At 66.8% G+C, this 16,808-nt stretch carries 16 protein-coding genes; 12 read left to right on the top strand and 4 right to left on the bottom strand.

Annotation, left to right across the window (positions count from 1 at the left end):
- The first annotated feature begins 525 nt into the window (after positions 1-525).
- From BLU88_RS00635 to BLU88_RS00585, 11 genes are all read left to right on the top strand, one after another.
- Complete coding sequence (locus BLU88_RS00635; RefSeq protein ID WP_092009102.1) at positions 526-828, top strand: urease subunit gamma; 303 nt, start codon at positions 526-528, stop codon at positions 826-828.
- On the top strand, positions 828-1,445 hold the full coding sequence (locus tag BLU88_RS00630; protein WP_092009100.1) for an urease subunit beta: 618 nt from the start codon (positions 828-830) through the stop codon (positions 1,443-1,445). The genes BLU88_RS00635 and BLU88_RS00630 overlap by 1 nt, the downstream gene beginning before the upstream one ends.
- Positions 1,438-3,150 carry an urease subunit alpha gene (locus BLU88_RS00625; RefSeq protein ID WP_092009098.1) on the top strand — a complete coding sequence of 571 codons (1,713 nt, stop codon included), beginning with the start codon at positions 1,438-1,440 and terminating at the stop codon, positions 3,148-3,150. Before BLU88_RS00630 ends, BLU88_RS00625 begins: the two co-directional genes overlap by 8 nt.
- Before the next feature lie 8 nt (positions 3,151-3,158).
- Positions 3,159-3,896: an urease accessory protein UreF gene (locus tag BLU88_RS00620; RefSeq protein WP_092009096.1), complete on the top strand. Its 738-nt coding sequence runs from the start codon at positions 3,159-3,161 to the stop codon at positions 3,894-3,896.
- Entirely contained in the window at positions 3,874-4,755 is an 882-nt protein-coding gene (locus BLU88_RS00615) for an urease accessory protein UreD (RefSeq protein ID WP_092009094.1), read from the top strand. The genes BLU88_RS00620 and BLU88_RS00615 overlap by 23 nt, the downstream gene beginning before the upstream one ends.
- A gap of 113 nt (positions 4,756-4,868) precedes the next feature.
- Positions 4,869-5,606, top strand: a complete 738-nt coding sequence (ureG, locus tag BLU88_RS00610; RefSeq protein ID WP_092009093.1) for an urease accessory protein UreG — start codon at positions 4,869-4,871, stop codon at positions 5,604-5,606.
- A 95-nt stretch (positions 5,607-5,701) separates the two neighbouring features.
- Positions 5,702-7,294, top strand: a complete 1,593-nt coding sequence (locus BLU88_RS00605) for an ABC transporter substrate-binding protein (RefSeq protein ID WP_157688906.1) — start codon at positions 5,702-5,704, stop codon at positions 7,292-7,294.
- Positions 7,261-8,289 (top strand): ABC transporter permease subunit, encoded by a 1,029-nt coding sequence (locus BLU88_RS00600; RefSeq protein ID WP_092009089.1) that lies wholly within the window; start codon positions 7,261-7,263, stop codon positions 8,287-8,289. Before BLU88_RS00605 ends, BLU88_RS00600 begins: the two co-directional genes overlap by 34 nt.
- Entirely contained in the window at positions 8,286-9,068 is a 783-nt protein-coding gene (locus tag BLU88_RS00595; protein WP_092009087.1) for an ABC transporter permease, read from the top strand. The genes BLU88_RS00600 and BLU88_RS00595 overlap by 4 nt, the downstream gene beginning before the upstream one ends.
- Positions 9,065-9,991, top strand: coding sequence for an ATP-binding cassette domain-containing protein (locus BLU88_RS00590; RefSeq protein ID WP_092009085.1), 927 nt, complete (start codon positions 9,065-9,067; stop codon positions 9,989-9,991). Before BLU88_RS00595 ends, BLU88_RS00590 begins: the two co-directional genes overlap by 4 nt.
- On the top strand, positions 9,988-10,611 hold the full coding sequence (locus BLU88_RS00585) for an ATP-binding cassette domain-containing protein (protein WP_157688904.1): 624 nt from the start codon (positions 9,988-9,990) through the stop codon (positions 10,609-10,611). The genes BLU88_RS00590 and BLU88_RS00585 overlap by 4 nt, the downstream gene beginning before the upstream one ends.
- Here the strand turns inward: BLU88_RS00585 and BLU88_RS00580 are convergent.
- Complete coding sequence (locus tag BLU88_RS00580) at positions 10,590-11,096, bottom strand: hypothetical protein (RefSeq protein ID WP_092009081.1); 507 nt, start codon at positions 11,094-11,096, stop codon at positions 10,590-10,592. The two genes, BLU88_RS00585 and BLU88_RS00580, sit on opposite strands and share 22 nt — an antisense overlap.
- 181 nt (positions 11,097-11,277) lie before the next feature.
- Between BLU88_RS00580 and BLU88_RS00575 the strand changes: the two genes are divergently transcribed.
- Positions 11,278-13,155, top strand: a complete 1,878-nt coding sequence (locus tag BLU88_RS00575; RefSeq protein ID WP_092016974.1) for an amidohydrolase — start codon at positions 11,278-11,280, stop codon at positions 13,153-13,155.
- A gap of 282 nt (positions 13,156-13,437) precedes the next feature.
- Here BLU88_RS00575 and fabG read toward each other — a convergent pair whose 3' ends face one another.
- The 3 genes from fabG to BLU88_RS00560 all read right to left on the bottom strand — a co-directional run bounded on the left by fabG (position 13,438) and on the right by BLU88_RS00560 (position 16,765).
- The gene (gene fabG, locus BLU88_RS00570; protein ID WP_092009079.1) at positions 13,438-14,247 is read right to left on the bottom strand and encodes a 3-oxoacyl-ACP reductase FabG; all 810 of its coding nucleotides are present in this window, start codon (positions 14,245-14,247) and stop codon (positions 13,438-13,440) included.
- A 30-nt stretch (positions 14,248-14,277) separates the two neighbouring features.
- Complete coding sequence (locus BLU88_RS00565) at positions 14,278-15,441, bottom strand: acyl-CoA dehydrogenase family protein (RefSeq protein ID WP_092009077.1); 1,164 nt, start codon at positions 15,439-15,441, stop codon at positions 14,278-14,280.
- Positions 15,442-15,550: 109 nt separating this feature from the next.
- A complete protein-coding gene (locus tag BLU88_RS00560; protein ID WP_092009074.1) occupies positions 15,551-16,765 on the bottom strand; it encodes a CaiB/BaiF CoA transferase family protein in 1,215 nt (404 codons plus the stop codon).
- Positions 16,766-16,808 lie beyond the last annotated feature (43 nt).

The following is a 16,808-nucleotide window of genomic DNA, read 5'->3' as shown; positions in this document are numbered from 1 at the left end:
AGATGAGAAAAGTGTGTCTGCGGGGACGGCGATGGCGTGAAGGGGCGGGTGGCGATTGCGGCAGTTTCCACAAAAGGTGCACGGGAAACCACGTGCGGTGCAGTGCACCAGTTCGCGTCCTGATGGTTTGGACGGCGAGTGGCCGGGACTGCGCGAAATGTGGTGGAGCGTGGACGAAATGTGGTTGCGGGCGGCAGAATCGAGCTGTGGACGGGGCCTGGGTGTGTGCGTCGGGTTCGGGGTGCACGCGTGGTTGAGTGCGTCTGTGCGCCGATTCAGAGAGGTCATCTTGTCGCCGTTCCGGTGGTGTTCGTCACCGACCGGAACCGGCGCGTACGTCGGGCTTGACTGGCCCCGACCGATGGGTAGAGTAGCGAGCATGAGCGCATTCTCGCGGGTGAGAGGCCGAATTCCGGCATAGGTGATGCCGGTCGCGAATCGGGTCCGAAGCACCCGGGACGACGCAGGCATTCCACTCCATCCGAGCGAATCGACGCTGACCAGCCGACGTCACCGGGAGTAGCAGTGTTTCTCAGTCTTTACGAACAAGAGCGGTTGATGATCTACACCGCCGGAAAGCTCGCGCTCGAGCGCAAAGAACGTGGCCTCAAGCTCAACCTTCCCGAGGCGACCGCGATCATCACCTCTTATCTGCTCGAAGGAGCCCGTGACGGCAAGTCTGTCGCCGACCTCATGGAATCCGGTCGCCACGTGCTGGCCAAAGAAGATGTCATGGAAGGGGTACCCGAAATGCTCACACAGGTTCAGGTGGAGGCGACGTTCCCAGACGGAACGAAGCTCGTGACGGTGACGGGGCCGCTGCAATGATGAGCAACGAGAACGCTCCCGGCGAGCAGAACGAAGACAGCAAGCCTCTCGACGGCAACCCGTTCGAGAACGAAGAGCTCCAGCCCGAGGACCGCAAGCTCGAAACAGAGCATGCCACCGATGACCCCGGCCGCGAGTACGACGAGGCCGAGACCACCGTCATCGACGAACCCGGCATCGACGCCGACCGTGAACGCCACCCGTCCTCCGGCCAGAGCAGCCCGTCGAGCCCCCGCCGTCCCGGCTCGGGCACACGCCAGGCGCCCCGACAGGAACACGACGCCCCGGTCACCTCGGCCGATCGCGTCATCCCCGGCGAGATCTTCCTCAAGGACGAACCGGTCGAGATCAACGCCGGACTGGCCGTGACCGCTCTGCGCGTGGCCAACACCTCGGACCGTCCGATCCAGATCGGATCCCACTTCCATTTCGCCGAGGTCAACCCCGGCCTCGAGTTCGACCGCGCCCGTGCCTGGGGCAAACGCCTCAACGTGCTGTCCGGCGGCGCCATGCGCTTCGAGCCGGGAGCCGATGAAGAAGTCGAACTGATCCCGATCCAGGGTGCGCGCATCGCACTGGGATTCCGCGGAGAATGCAGAGGAGAGCTGGATGGCTGAGATTTCGCGTTCGGAATACGTCGCGTCGTTCGGACCGACGGTCGGTGACCGGGTGCGCCTGGCCGATACCGACATCGTCATCGAGATCGAGAAGGACTACTGCGTCGGCGGCGACGAGGTCGTCTTCGGCGGCGGCAAGTCCGCCCGCGAGTCGATGGCGCAGTCCTCGCGCACCCGCGCCGAGGGCACCCCCGACCTCATCATCACCGGAGCGATCATCCTCGACCACTGGGGCGTCGTGAAGGCTGATGTGGGCATCCGCGACGGCAAGTTCGTCGCCATCGGCAAGTCCGGCAACCCGGACACGATGAATGGAGTCCACCCGGACCTCGTCGTCGGCCCCAACACCGAGGTGGCCAGCGGCAATGGTCTGATCATGACACCCGGCACCATCGACACCCACATCCACTTCGTCGGCCCCGACCAGTTCGAGGTCGGTCTCATGGCCGGCACCACGACGATGGTCGGCGGCGGCACCGGACCCACCGAGGGTTCGAAGGCCACTCTGGCCACGCCCGGCCCCTGGTGGCTGGCCCGGATGTTCGAGTCGATGGACCCGTGGCCGGTCAACGTCCTCTTCCTCGGCCGCGGCAACACGATGAATGAAGAGGCCCTGTACGAGCAGCTGCGCGGCGGAGCCGCCGGCTTCAAGATCCACGAGGACTGGGGCGCGACCCCGGCCGTCATCGACAAGGCCTTGTCCGTGGCCGATGACACCGGCGTCCAGGTCGCCATCCACTCGGACACCCTCAACGAGGCGGGCTTCGTCGAAGACATGCTCAAAGCGGTCGCCGGCCGGACCTTCCACTCCTTCCACACCGAGGGTGCCGGAGGCGGTCACGCCCCCGACATCATCAAGATCGCCTCGGAGCTCAACGTGCTCCCGGCCTCGACGAACCCGACCCGCCCGTTCACGGTCAACACCGTCGACGAGCACCTCGACATGGTCATGGTCGCCCACCACCTCAACCCGCAGGTGCCCAACGACCTCGCCTTCGCCGAGTCCCGCGTCCGCGCCGGCACCATCGAAGCCGAAGACGTGCTCCAGGATCTCGGCGCCCTGTCGATCATGTCCTCGGACGCGCAGGCGATGGGCCGCATCGGCGAGGTCGCCATGCGCACCTGGCAGACCGCGCACCAGATGAAGAAGCTGCGCGGACCCTTGGCCGGCGACGACCGGGCCGACAACAACCGTGCTCGCCGCTATATCGCGAAGTACACGGTCAACCCGGCCATCGCGCACGGAATCGACTCCTACGTCGGGTCGATCGAACCGGGCAAACTCGCCGACTTCGTGCTCTGGCAGCCGTCCATGTTCGCCGTCCGTCCGCACACCGTGTTCAAGGGCGGAATGGCCGCCGTTGCCGCCCTCGGCGACCCGAATGCGTCGATTCCGACCCCGCAGCCGGTGTCCGAACGTCTCGGATTCAACTACCGGTCCGCCTCGGCGGCGGCCACGAGCCTCGCCTTCGTGTCCGAGCAGGCCATCGACGACGACATCGCCGGCAAGCTCGATAAGGTCCAGCGCTCGTTCGTGCCGATCACCTCGACCCGCAAGGTCACGAAGGACGACATGATCGAAAACTCCGCCCGGCCCGACATCGAGGTCAATACGGACACCTACGCGGTCAAGATCGACGGGGAGCTCGTCGAACACCGTCCCGCAGACTTCGTGCCCATGTCCCAGCGCTACTTCCTGTTCTGAGGCAGCGTTTGAGATCTCGTTCCGCACTGCTCGTCCTCGCCGACGGGCGCCTGCCGACCGGCGGGTACGCCCATTCGGCGGGGCTCGAACAGGCCATCCGTCAAGGCTGGGTGACCGACATCGACGGGCTGCGCGATTTCCTGCGCGGCCGCCTGCACACGACGGGGCTGATGAACGCGGCCTTCGCCGTGGCCGCGTGGAATGCCGTGGATGAGCACACCCTCCCCGAGGGGTCCCTCAGTTCCCCGTCGAACACAGGGTCAACCGCGGGGACGGCGACCCCCACTGAGGCGACCCTGCGTGACCTCGATGCCGAGATCATCGGCCGCACCCCGTCCCCGGCGCTGCGCCGAATCGGGGCCTGGCTGGGCACGCTCATGCTCCGATCGATGCGCAGCATCCACCCGCACCCGCTGCTCGACACCCTGCCGAAGGACCTCCAACAGCCGCTCGTCTACGGTGCGGTCGGCAGGGTGCTGGGACTGAGCGACGCGGACACGGCCGCGACCATCCTCCACGAGGCGGTCACAGGGCCGGCGACGGCAGCGGTCAAACTCATGCACATCGACCCATTCCAAGCCCACGGCGCGATCTTCGACCTCGCCGCCGACCTCGACGAAGCGGCCGACCGTGCCGCGGACTTCGGTCGCGGCGATCCGGCCGAGATTCCGGCACTGAGCGCGCCGCTGTCGGACTTCGCCGCGGAACTGCACGAGGGGGACAATGTTCGACTCTTCGCTTCCTGAGACCTGGGCACTCAATCCGAACGGCTCGGCCAGCGGGATGACCTGCCGAGCCTCGGTCGCGACGACCACGGACGGCACCGGCCCGAGCGGCCGCACCCGCTCCCGCATCGACGGTCTGCGGCGCCAGGCTCCGCTCGTGCCGCGACCCACCGGAGCCAGCGGCTTCGAACCCTACGTCGACGGTGACCCGGACATCGCCCGGGTGGCGCTGACGACCGCGGCAGCCGGTCCGCTCGGCGGGGACCATTACATCTTCGACGTGCACGTCGGCGCCGGGTCGACCCTGCTGCTGCGCGAGGTCTCTGCGACCCTGGTCCTGCCCGGAGCCCACGGCGACCCCTCTCTCATGCACAACCGAGTCACCGTCGAAGCCGGCGGCACCCTCATCTGGGTGCCCGAACCCGTCATCGCCGCCCAAGGCTGCCATCACACCCACCGCGTCGACATCGATCTCGCCGAGGATGCCCGACTGTTCTTCCGCGAAGAGCTGCTGCTCGGCCGCCACGGTGAGGAACCGGGAAACTTGAGTTCCCGGCTCAATGTCCGCCGAGGCGGGCGTCCCCTGAGCATCCAACGCTTCGACCTCGGCCCCGCAGGGAAGGGCTTCGACACACCATCCGTGGTCGGAGGGTCCCTCGGCGTCGGCTCGGTGGTCATCGTCGAACCCGATGGGGGACTGCCGACCGCGACCGCCATCGCCGACCCGAAATCGGCTCTGCTGCCTATCGACGAGACCTGCGTGCAGGTCAACTCGCTCGGTGACGACGGGCTCGCCCTGCGCAAACGCCTCGACGCAGCACTCGCCGCACTCGGCGAACCTTGGGGTCGAGAGACCGGCTGGTCCGCGGTGCCCCGGTGACGGGGCACTGGCCAACCACCACAGGCCGCCCACCTGGGCGGACACGGGAACGTAGAGCCGCCTCGGCGAGTGAATGAGACCATCCCAACGCCCACGACAAACTGGAGGAGAACATGAGCAACGGAAAGCGCGCACTGCGCCTGGGAATCGCCGGACCCGTCGGGACCGGCAAATCCTCGTCGATCGCGAACATCTGCACGGCCCTGGCCGATGAGTTCCGCATCGGCGTCATCACCAACGACATCTACACCGACGAGGACGCCCGCTTCCTCAAGGCCGCAGGCGTCCTGCCCGAAGAGCGCATCCGCGCCGTCGAAACCGGAGCCTGCCCGCACACCGCGATCCGCGATGACGTGAGCATGAACCTGCTCGCCGTCGAGGCTCTGGAAGAGGACTTCGACCCGCTCGACATCGTCCTCGTCGAGTCCGGCGGCGACAATCTCACCGCCACGTTCTCCCCGGCACTCGTCGACGCTCAGCTCTTCGTTCTCGACGTCGCCGGCGGCGGCGACGTGGCACGCAAGGGCGGACCGGGAATCGGCCGCGCCGATCTGCTCGTCATCAACAAGATCGACTTAGGCGTTCACGTCGACGTCGACGTCGAGCAGATGCTCGCCGACGCGAAGGAAGCTCGCGATGGCCAGCCCGTGCTCGGTGTCTCGCGGAAGATCCCGGAGACCGTCGAGGCCCTGGCCGCCTGGGTCCGCGAGGTCCATGCCCGCTTCGTCAAAGGCGACCACACCCCCGTCGACCCGGGCCCGATGGCCCCGCATTTCCACGCCGACGAGACGGGCGAAGGCGGCGGATACATGCACACCCACGACGAGGGCGAAGCCGCACACAGCCACTGATGACACCATCACCGAGGCGGGGGTCGGGACCCGGCCCCCACCGCGGTGTGCAGACACGACAAGGAAGGACGGCCGCCTCGGCGGTCGAATCACGGATGAGAACGAGGACGGCGACGGTTTGGACGGCCGGGATCGGGGCAGTGGCCCTGGTGCTCAGCGGCTGCGAAGCACCCAGCGGGGGAGATTCGGAGCTGGTCATCGGCACGGAGAACCTCGGCGGGTACAACCCCGTCAACGGCTACTCGGTCGACGGCAACTCACCCTTCTACGACGGGCTGCTGCGGCTGCAGGAGGACTCCAGAACCGGAGAGATGCCCCAACTCGCGCCGGCGCTGGCCGCAGAGGATCCGCAGCCGAACGACGATTCGACCGAGTGGACGGTGAAGCTGCGCGACGACGTGACCTTCTCCGACGGATCGGACTTCGATGCGCAGGACGTCGCCGCCACCTATGAGGCCATCGTCGACCCCGAAGTCGCCTCCGAATCCGTCGACGCCTTCCGCATGATCAAAACGGTGAAGACCCCCGATGACCACACGGTCGTCTTCGAACTCGACGAACCGACTCCCACTTTCACCTCGCGTCTGGCCGTCGGCATCCTGCCCTCCGAAGCCATCGAAGAAGACACACCTGCCGCGGATTGGAAGGTCAATGCCGAACCAGTGGGCACCGGTGCCTATACCCTCGACTCGCTCACCGAGGACACAGCCGTGCTCAAGGCCCGCGACGACTACTGGCGGACGACGCCGGAGCTGAAGTCCGTGACCCTGCAGGCCTATGCCGACACCTCCGCATTGGCCGCCGCGGTCAAGGACGGCAAGGTCTCCGGAGCCGCTGTGCCGCCGCGCTCGGTCGACCAGGTCAAGGGTGACGGGCAGGAGATCTACACCGCCCGCACCGCCGACTGGCGCGGCCTCACTCTGCCCAGCGACAACCCCTTCACCAAGGAGGCGACAGTCCGCAAGGCACTCAATCTCGCCATCGACCGGGAGAAACTCGTCGACGAGGTGCTCGCCGGCCACGGCACACCCGCCTCGACCCCGGTCGGCGAGTTCTATGGCGACGCCTATGACCCAGAGGCTGAGTTCGACTTTGACCTCGAAGCCGCGAAGAAGCTGCTCGACGAAGCCGGGTGGAAAGCCGGATCCGATGGAGTGAGGGCCAAGGACGGGAAGAAAGCCGTCATTGCAGTCACCTACCCGGCCGGAGACACCGTGCGCGGTGACATCGCCGCCGAGATCTCCGCACAGCTGGAACAGCTGGGCGTGACGCTTGATATCAAGGGTCAGGAATGGGACGAGATCGAAAAGGACCTCGCCGGACAGGCCATCGTCTACGCCGGCGGTGAACAGCCGTACAACATCGACCACCAGATCCGAGCCTCACTGCACACGCAGACCAAGACCTCCGGAGTCTTCGACAACCCCGCGAATATGGCGATCCCCGGCGGGGATGAGCTGCTCGACCATGCCGCCGTCGAAACCGACGAAGCCAAGGCCGATGCCGACTACCGTGACGTGCAGGCGAAGTACATGGAGGCGCCGAGCTACCTCATCGCCGCCTTCCTCGAACACACCTACGTCGCCGACACCGAAGGCTGGGACATCCCCGACACGACCTTCGAACCCCACGTCCACGGATCCGACTGGGGACCATGGTGGAACCTGGCCGACTGGAAGAAGAACTGACATCGCACCCGACCGGTTCCGGGTCATCCCGGTTCCGGCACATCGTGGCCCGAGGCGCCATCGTCCTCGGCGGAATGATCCTTGCCGGTCTGGCCGGCGGGGCAGGGGTGTTCGCCCTGTCCGCGGCCTCCCCGTCCAATCCTTTGGCCCACACCGTCGCGGGGTGGGAGTTCGCGTCTGCCGAGGCCCGAGAGAACCTCGCGGCCGCCTATGGCACAGGAGGCTGGCTGGGCGCGTGGTGGCAGTGGCTGCTGACCACGGTCACGACCGGCGACCTCGGGTATTCGCGGCTGCTGCACACGACCGTGGCCGAGGTGGTGCTCGGCAGAGGTCTCAACACCGTGGCCGCGACACTGTCTGCCGTGGTGATCACCGCCGTCATCGTGGGCATCGCCTCCGTGCTGTTGGCCAGATTCCCCGGGCTCGCCCACAATTCGGCGACCTCGGGACTCATAGGCGCCTGGCTGGCCGTGCCCTCCTTTCTCATCGCGCTCATCATCGTGGTCCTCTTCGGCAGCCGGCTGCCGAATCCGGCCACGAGCGCTCCCATCACTCAAATTCCCTCAGTGGCGGTGACGATCGCTCTGGCGTGGTCGGCGATGCTCATCGCCGCCGCCCGGTCGGCGGCCGCCGAGGTGTGGTCGACGCCGTGGGCGCGTGCCCTCATCGGCCGCGGATTCTCCCCGCTTGCACGGGTGCGCACCATGCTGCCGCCGATCGTGGCAGCCGTGCGGGCACCCGCAGTCATCTACGTGCCGGTCGTCATCCTCGGCGAGGCCGCCGTTGAAGCGGTCCTGTCCTATCCGGGGCTCGGCAATGCCCTCGTCGAGGCGGCCGCCGGTGCCGATCTGCCGCTGTTGGCCACGGTGACGGCGATCGCCGCTGCCGTGACGACCGGGCTGGTGCTCGGCGTGCGGTCCTTCGGGGCCGGCGGTGACGATCGGTTCCTGGCCGCCGGTGCGGGTGCCGGTGTGCTCGGGAAGGGGTACGCATGAACCGGCGGGTGTGGGGAGTCGTCATCCTCGGTATCGTCCTCGTTCTGCTCATCTGCGGGCGGTTCATGCCCGGCGAGGGCACGGATTTCTCGCGTGCCCTCCTGCCGCCCGGCGAAGGCGGCCTGTTGGGAACCGACCATTTCGGTCGCAGTGTCGCCGTGACCGCCTGGGATGCGGCCGGCGGTTCGGCTCTGGCCGCGCTCCTCACTGCAGTCGTGACCACGGCGATCGGTGCGGGATTCGGTGTCGTCTCGACTCTGTCGAACGGACTGTCGAAGGTGTCGACGGGTCTGCTCATCGCAACTTTGGTCGTGCCGTCGATGCTGTTCACGCTCATCGTCGTCGGCATCCTCGGCGGTGGTCGCACTGCGATCATGGTGACAGTCGCGCTCACGCACTGGCCGTTGGCGGCTCAGCTCATCGGGCCGAAGGTGCGGGAGGAATGGGACTCCGGGTGGGTGCGGTTCGATCGCCGCCTCGGTGCGGGCCGGTGGCAGATCCTCAAGTGGCATGTGCTGCCGGCGGCCGGGGGACGGGTGGCGGCAGCGATGGCCGTGATCTTCCCGTCGGCGGTCGTGCATGAGGCGACGACGGCGTTCCTCGGGATCGGCGTCGATCCGGCCGAGGTGTCGTTGGGGCCGCTCATCGCCTGGGGGCAGTCGGACATGACGGTCGGAGCGTGGTGGACGTTGGTCGTGCCGACGTGTGCGCTGATGGTGCTGCTTCTGCCGCCGACGATCCTCGCCCGCCGGCTGGGAGAGAGGCCGAGATCGCTGTGACTGCTCTTCATCTCCAAGACACCACCCTGAGCCTGCCGGGCGTCGGCGAGGTGCTGTCCGCGCTCGACCTCGAGATGCCGATCGGCGGGATCACCTGGCTCGTCGGCGAATCGGGGTCCGGAAAGTCCACCTTGTGCAATCTGCTCGCGGGCCTCAGCCCCAACGACGCGAAAGTCAGCGGAGTGCTGGATCTCAGTGAGATCGTCGGGACCCGTGGTGGATCTGGTGGTGCCGGCCTCGCCGAGGCGGCTGTCCCCGGAGATGGTCGCATCGACCTCGGAACCGGGCGAGGCCGTCGGGCGATAGGGAAGATGTGTCGTGCCGGAGTGATCTCCTGGGCTCCGCAGAATGCCATGGACACCTTCCCACCGAGGATGCGCCTTCACGAGTGGTTCGCTCGGGCGGGGATCGAGAGGCCCGATCTGGCAGCCTACGGATTGGAGAATTCGATCCTTCGCAGGCTGCCGCATCAGGTCTCCGGAGGGCAGATCTCCCGCATCTCCTTGGCCGCGGCCGTGGCGAAGTCCCCACGGCTGCTCGTCTGCGACGAGCCGACTGCGGGGCTCGACCCAGATCAAGCCGACGCCGTGGTGGACGTGCTCAATGAACAGGCAGCGGCAGGCAGTTGTGCGGTGCTCGCGGTGACGCACGACCTCTCGGGTCTGCAGCGCAATGCCCGTCCCGACGATCGGGTGGCCGTGGTCTTCGACGGACATATCGTCGAGGACTGCTCGGTCGAGGACTTCTTCGCCGGCCGCGCCGCAAATGCCTATGCGCGGGCGTTGGCCGCGGCCGCACCTGCCGCCGGTGCGCATCCGCTGCCGCTGGCCGACGGTGCTCGCCCGAAGCCTTGGGTGTACCGGGACGGGGACGAACTGCGTCGCCTCGGCGAGGGCGCGGTCGACGGGGGAGGGCCGGAGTGAGACTGACAGATGTGGTCATCGACTATGGCTCCACCCGAGTCGGTCCGGTTGATGCAGACGTCTCCGCGGGAACGGTGACGGTGCTGCAGGGGCCATCGGGCAGCGGCAAGACCAGCCTGTGCTTGGCGATGACGGGGTTCCTCAGCCCGAGCCGCGGGCAGATCGAGGGGGGCCTCGGAGTGCTCGTTCCGCAGAACCCGCGCGAATGGCTCAACCCCCGACTCACAGTCGCCGATGTCATCGACCACACCCGGGCCGTGCGTGGTGGCGGAGGGAGCGGTGCCGAGCGGGGTCGTGAAGCTGCCGGAGTTGTTGGGGACGGTCTTGACCTGGAGACTCTGCTCGACCGGGCGCTGCTCAGTCCGGAACTGGCTCACCATCGTTGCGGTGAACTCTCGGGCGGTCAGGCAGCCCGCGTGTGTATTGCCCGGGCGCTGGCCAGTGGAATCGACACCATCGTCTGCGACGAGCCGACGGCCGCTCTCGACTCGTCGAATGCAGCCCGGATCGCTTGGCTCATCAACGATCTCGCCGAGGCGGGGAAGACGATCGTCTGGGCGACCCACGACCGAGACCTCGTCGCTGCCACCGACGTCGGCTATTCCTTCGTCACACTCTGAGCCCCCGGCCCGACGGCAGGTCGAATCGTCACCCAGCGGCGCACCGCAAGCACGAGTGCTGCGATGAGTCCGACGATGAGGAGCCCGTCCGCGGCGACATAGAGCAGATGCAGCGAAGACCCGCCCTCATCGACACCGGCAAGAACAGCATCCGTGCGCTGATTGAGCAGCGGCCGAATGACGATGACCTTGATGATGAGCACCGCAATGAGCCCGCAGGCCACGCTGCGGTAGGTGCGGTCGACTCCCGACTTGAGCAGCGCCCACAACAGGATCACGGCGATGACCAGCTCGACCCAGTTCATCACGCCGAACACCAGCCGGCCGATGCCCAGCCCCAGCGGGATCGTGATGCCCGGGGCCGTGAATTTCAGCGGCGCCTCGATGAGCGAGATGCCGATGATGAGCCCGAGCCAGATGGCGGGCAGGAGGATCCGAGCGCTCGCCGCCAGCCGCGAGTCATCGGTGCTGAAGAAGTGAGTCATGATCCCGATTCTACTCCTCGTAGAAAACTATCTGCCGCGCCCGATCCGCACCCACCAATTACTACCTGACGGCGGCGCAGCAACCTCGCGCGAGGTATCTGGGCCGCCGTCGGGTAGCAATGAGGGGGTGGTGATCGGGTCCACCCAGCGACTCCGTCGCACCGGCTCTAGACTGGTGCTCATGCGTCTGTTCTCCAACGCCGTCGTGCGCACGTTCGCACCCCGGGCCGCCTCGAACACCCCCGCCTCGAACACCTCCGATCCGAGCACATCGAACTCAGACACCTCCGCCGAGAGCGTCGACCTCACGCGGCCGGCCCCCGACGCGATCCTCGTCGACGGGGAGACCATCGTCGCCGTCGGCACTCGGGCCGAACTCCTCGATATCGCTGCCGCGCAGTCGTCGACGACGGTGGCGCTCGCCTCGGCGGGTGGGGTCGGTGCAACCACGGTCATCCCCGGACTCGAGATCGACGAGGTCGACTGCAGCGGACAGGTCATCCTGCCCGGGTTCGTCGACGGTCACATCCACTCGATCATGTATGCCGACTCCCTGACCGACCTCGACCTGTCGCAGACGAAATCGCTGGCCGAGGCGGTCGCGGCCATCCGTGACCGTGCCGATTCCCTCCCGGTGGGCACGTGGGTGGTCGGCTCCGGGTGGGACCTCAACAAATGGGAGGACCCGTCCTATCCGGACCGAGCGCTGCTCGACGCCGAGGTTCCAGACCATCCCGTGGCGATGTGGTCACTCGACCTGCACACTCTGTGGGTCAACGCCCACGCCCTCGAGATCGCCGGAATCGACGAGACGACCCCCGACCCCGCGGGCGGCGGCTTCGTCCGCGACGACGACGGGACGCTTACTGGTCTGGTGCGCGAGGACGCCACCGACCTCGTTGCCCGCTTCATCCCCGAGCCCAGCCGCGAGGAGCAGGTCGAGCGCCTCGCCACCACTCAGGAGCTCTTCCTATCCCAGGGGCTGACCGGGATCCACGACTTCGACGGCATCTCCGCGACACTGGGCTGGAACGACCTGCACGAAGCCGGTCGACAAGACATGCGGGTCACGCTGTACCTGCGCTCACCCGAAGTGCCGTGGGCGATCGAGACCGGGTGGCACACCGGCGACGGAGACGACTGGCTGCAGTGCGGAGGGCTGAAGCTGTTCTCCGACGGAGCACTCGGCTCACACACCTCGCACATGTCCTCACCGTTCCCCGAAACCGACGGTGAGACCGAGAACTTCGGCATCGCGCAGATGACCGAGGACGAACTCTTCGACCAGGCGCACATCGCCACCGAGGCGGGCATCTCCGTGGCCATCCACGCCATCGGCGATCAGGCGAACCACCATGTGCTCGCCGTCTATGAGCGGCTGCGCGACATCACGCGGGCCGCGGAGGAGAAGTTCGACCGGCCCATGCGCCACCGCGTCGAACACGCCCAGTTCATCCAACCCTCCGACGTCGTCCGCTTCGCCGAGCTCGGGGTGCTTGCGTCTATGCAGCCACGCCACTGCATCTCCGACCTGCACCTGCTCCACCTCATCGACGAGTCCGCGCAGCTGGCCGCCTACGCCTGGCCCGACCTGCTCGACGCGGGAGCGAACGTCGTCTTCGGCTCCGACGGACCTGTCGAACCCGCCAACCCCTTCGCCGCGATCTATGCGGCGATGACCAGAGCGAACATCTCCGGGGACGTGTCGACGACGTTCCAGCCGCATCGTCGCCTGAGCGCGGTCGAAGCGATCCGCCTGCACACTCAGGGTCCGGCTTTCGCTGCCGGACTCGATGGTCGGCGCGGATATCTGGCGCCGGGCATGGACGCCGACTTCATCGTCGTCGACACCGATCCGTGCGCAGCCGAAGGGCTCGACACGGAAACACTGACCACCGAGGCGGCCGCAGAGATGAGCGACCCGAACGCCTCACCCACGCCGACAGACGGCCTCCTCGGCTACGCTTCCGAAGAAGCCCTCTTCGCTCACGCCGAGGCGATCCGCGACACGCGAGTCGCGCTCACCGTCGTCGGCGGCGAAATCAAATACAGGGCCTGACCTCGCCGAGGTGGACGACCACCTCGGCGAGGGTTGAGCCCCACCCCGACCGACATCCCCTCTGGCACCCAAGCGACAAGGACGTCCCCGCATGCCCTGCTCGTTCCTGGCCCAGGCCCGCAAGGTCGATGAGGCCGACCCCGGACACTCGCAGCCGCGAAGTCGATTTCCTCCGTGTCGAGGCGGCGTCGTCCGCTGCACGGAGGAATTCGGAGGGAGGGAAGTGTTGAATTCTCTGCCCGAATTCACCATTCTTCTCCCTCCGAATCGACCTGCGCCGGATCAGATGTGGCGGCCGCCCGAGATCTCGGTGACGGTGCCGGTGAGGTAGCTCGAGAGTCCGGAGGCGAGGAACAGCACCACGGAGGCGACCTCTTCGGGTTCGCCGGCCCGGCCGAGCGGGATGTCTGCGAGCTTCGAATCGATCGCGTGCTGCGGCATGGCCGCGGTCATCGCGGTGTTGATGAAGCCGGGCTGGATCGCGTTGACGCGGATGTTCTTGAACGCGACCTCCTTCGACACGGCCTTCGTCATGCCGACGATGCCCGCCTTCGCCGCCGAGTAGTTCGACTGTCCGGCGTTGCCGACCTTGCCGCTGATGGATGACACATTGATGATCGAGCCGCCGCGGTCCTGTTCGCGCATGAGTGCTGTGGCGACCTTGAGCCCGTTCCAAGTGCCGCGCAGGTGCACGGAGATGACGTCGTCGAACTGCTGCTCGGACATCTTCCGGATCGTCGCATCGCGGGTGATGCCGGCGTTGTTGACCCAGATGTCGACACCGCCGAAGGCCTTGGTGGCCTCCTCGGCGAGCTTCTCGACGGCTGGGAGATCGGAGACGTTGCACACGACGCCGGCTGCGGTGCTTTCGCCGCCGAGTTCGGCCACGGCCGCCTGCAGGCTCTCCTCGTTCATATCGGCGACAACGACCTTGGCTCCGGAGTCGACGAGGCTGCGCGCCATTGCCAGGCCGAGTCCCTGACCGCCGCCGGTGACGACGGCGACCTTGCCATTCAACAGGCCGGGAACGGCAGTGACTCCGCCGGTTTCGGTTATGGTGATGCCGGTGTTCGCGGTCGTGGATTCAGTCATGTGATGCCTTTCGTTCGTGGTCGGATGATCTCAGAGGTTGAACTGAGGCTTATGCGCGCCACCCAGCAGCTGCTTGGCGACGACGACGCGCTGGACCTCGGAGGTGCCTTCGTAGATGCGGAAGAGGCGGGCGTGACGGTAGAACCGTTCGACCGCAGATTCGCGCATATAGCCCATTCCGCCCTGGATCTGCACGCCCTTGTCGGCGATGCGCGCGAGTGCCTCGGAGGCGAAGAGCTTCGCCGAGGAGGGGCCGAGCTTGCGATCGGTCTCGGCGTCCCAGCGTTGAGCTGCGGAAAGGACGAGCGACTTGGCGGCGGCGACATCGGTGTAGATGTCGGCGAGCATCGCCTGGACGAGCTGGAACCGGGCGATCGGCTCCCCGCCCTGTTTGGCTTCAGCGGCGAAGCGCACGGATTCGTCGAGGATGCGGATCGACTGGCCGACGCAGATCGCTGCGATGTGCAGCCGTCCCTTGTTCAGGGAGGCCATGGCCGCGTAGAAGCCCTTCTCCTCCTCGCCGCCGATGAGGTTGGCTGCGGGCACGCGGACGTCGTCGAAGAAGATCTCCGAGGTCCAGGCGCCGGCCTGGCCCATCTTGTGGTCGTGCGGTCCGACGGTCACGCCCTCGGACTTCGTGGGCACGAGGAAGACCGAGATGCCCTTCGAACCGGTGGCGCTCGGGTCGGTGCGGGCGAAGACCATGAGGACGTCCGAGGCCTCGGCGTTGGTGATGAACCGCTTGGAGCCGTTGATGATGTAGTCATCGCCGTCGCGGGTGGCTTTCGTCCGCAGGCCCGACGGATCGGAACCAGCTTCGGATTCGGTGAGGGCGAAGGAGGCGACGACCTCGCCGGAGGCCAGCCGTGGCAGCCATTCGGACTTCTGATCATCGGTGCCGTAGTTGACGAGCACCTGTCCGGCAATGCCATTGTTCGTGCCGAACAGCGAGCGGAACGACGGGGTCGTATAGCCGAGTTCCATGGCCAGGAGTGCGTCCTGTTCCGCGCCCAGCCCGAGGCCGCCGTACTCCTCGGGCAGGGCCCAGCCGAAGAGTCCCATCTCGGCGGATTCCGTGATGATGGCTTCGGGGAAGGCATCCTCGTCCTCGACCTGGGTCTCGAGGGGGACGACCTTCTCGCGGACGAATTCGCGGACGGCCGTGAGGATGTCGTCGAGTTCTGAGTTGTCCATGGTTGTGTCTCCTTCAGGTGGATGCTGTGCAGGTGGCTGCGGCCGAGCGTTGGGGGTTGAGCTTCTGAGCGGAAGAGGTTCGAACTGTACGGAGCCGATCCGGTGCGGTCTAGAGGCTGTCGAGCCAGGCGCGGACCCGATCGGAATCGGCGCCGAGCTCCGGGGGAGCGAGGTCGTAGGAGACCTGCGACCTCGACAGAGTGATCGGGTTACGGATGGTCGGGATGATGCGTTCGCCGCTGCCGGTATCGACGACCGGTGACAGGCCTAGGCTCTTGGCGTGTTCGACGCCTTCGGCGATCGTATTGATCGGAGCGCAGGGGAGACCGGCTGCCGAGAGCTTGTCGAACCATTCCTGTGCGGTGTGTGCTTGGAGGGCCTCGAGCAGTTCGGGTTCGAGGGCGTGCCGGTTGGCATTGCGGTTCTTCGCGGCGGCGAATCGCTCGTCATCGCACCAATCGGGACGTCCGACCACCTCGGCGAGGATCCGGAACTGGCCGTCATTGGCGGCGGCGACGATGATCTCACCGGACTTCGTGGCCATCGGCTGGTAGGGGTAGAGGCTCGGGTGGGCGTTGCCCATCCGGGTCGGATTGACGCCTGCGGCCGCGTAGGCACCGGACTGGTTGGCCAGGCCGGACATCGCCGATGACATGAGGTTGGTTTCGACCAGCTGGCCCTCGCCGGTGAGCGTGCGGTGCTGGACCGCGGCGAGGATGCCGATCGTCGTGTGCAGTCCGGTCATGACGTCGAAGACGGCGACTCCGGCGCGGTACGGCGAGCCGTCGGGGCTGCCGGTGACCGACATGAAACCGGACAGCGCCTGCATGAGGAGGTCGTATCCGGGCAGAGGATTCTCCCGTCCGAAGCCGGTCACCGAGGCGTAGACGACCGTCGGGTTGGCTGCAGAGACGCTGTCGTAGTCGAGGCCGTACTTGACCAGACCGCCCGGTTTGAAGTTCTCGACGACGATATCGGCTTCGGCCGCGAGCCTCTGCGCCGTGGCGAGGTCCTCGGGATCGGTGAAATCGAGGACGATGTCGTACTTGTTGCGGTTGATCGACAGATAGTAGGTGGCATCCTCGTCGCGCACCGGCGGCGCCCAGTGCCGGGTGTCATCGCCCTTGGGTCCTTCGACCTTAATGACGGTGGCGCCGAGATCGGCAAGCATCATCGTCGAGTACGGTCCGGCGAGGACGCGGGAGAAGTCGACGACGACTAGTCCAGACAGCGGACCTGCACCCGCGCGGGGAAGGAATTCGGAGAGGCGGTCATGGGCCGGCGACCGGTGGTGGTCGTGCTCAGAAGTGGTCGACTGCTTCATCGTCGAATGTCTTCCTCTCGTCGGGTCGGCGGCGCTGCTGTGC

Source organism: Brevibacterium siliguriense, from assembly GCF_900105315.1.
Taxonomy (GTDB): domain Bacteria; phylum Actinomycetota; class Actinomycetes; order Actinomycetales; family Brevibacteriaceae; genus Brevibacterium; species Brevibacterium siliguriense.
The sequence above is the reverse complement of the archived record's forward strand: the minus strand, read 5'-3'. Positions and strand labels throughout refer to the sequence as shown.

What these genes read in the sequence shown, in the direction of transcription:
- fabG (WP_092009079.1), bottom strand. Translation starts at nt 14,247, where the DNA reads ATGACTGAATCCACGACCGCGAACACCGGCATCACCATAACCGAAACC.
- BLU88_RS00595 (WP_092009087.1), top strand. Translation starts at nt 8,286, where the DNA reads ATGAACCGGCGGGTGTGGGGAGTCGTCATCCTCGGTATCGTCCTCGTT.
- BLU88_RS00565 (WP_092009077.1), bottom strand. Translation starts at nt 15,441, where the DNA reads ATGGACAACTCAGAACTCGACGACATCCTCACGGCCGTCCGCGAATTC.
- BLU88_RS00605 (WP_157688906.1), top strand. Translation starts at nt 5,702, where the DNA reads ATGAGAACGAGGACGGCGACGGTTTGGACGGCCGGGATCGGGGCAGTG.
- BLU88_RS00600 (WP_092009089.1), top strand. Translation starts at nt 7,261, where the DNA reads ATGGTGGAACCTGGCCGACTGGAAGAAGAACTGACATCGCACCCGACC.
- BLU88_RS00580 (WP_092009081.1), bottom strand. Translation starts at nt 11,096, where the DNA reads ATGACTCACTTCTTCAGCACCGATGACTCGCGGCTGGCGGCGAGCGCT.
- ureG (WP_092009093.1), top strand. Translation starts at nt 4,869, where the DNA reads ATGAGCAACGGAAAGCGCGCACTGCGCCTGGGAATCGCCGGACCCGTC.
- BLU88_RS00575 (WP_092016974.1), top strand. Translation starts at nt 11,278, where the DNA reads ATGCGTCTGTTCTCCAACGCCGTCGTGCGCACGTTCGCACCCCGGGCC.
- BLU88_RS00615 (WP_092009094.1), top strand. Translation starts at nt 3,874, where the DNA reads ATGTTCGACTCTTCGCTTCCTGAGACCTGGGCACTCAATCCGAACGGC.
- BLU88_RS00625 (WP_092009098.1), top strand. Translation starts at nt 1,438, where the DNA reads ATGGCTGAGATTTCGCGTTCGGAATACGTCGCGTCGTTCGGACCGACG.
- BLU88_RS00560 (WP_092009074.1), bottom strand. Translation starts at nt 16,765, where the DNA reads ATGAAGCAGTCGACCACTTCTGAGCACGACCACCACCGGTCGCCGGCC.
- BLU88_RS00630 (WP_092009100.1), top strand. Translation starts at nt 828, where the DNA reads ATGAGCAACGAGAACGCTCCCGGCGAGCAGAACGAAGACAGCAAGCCT.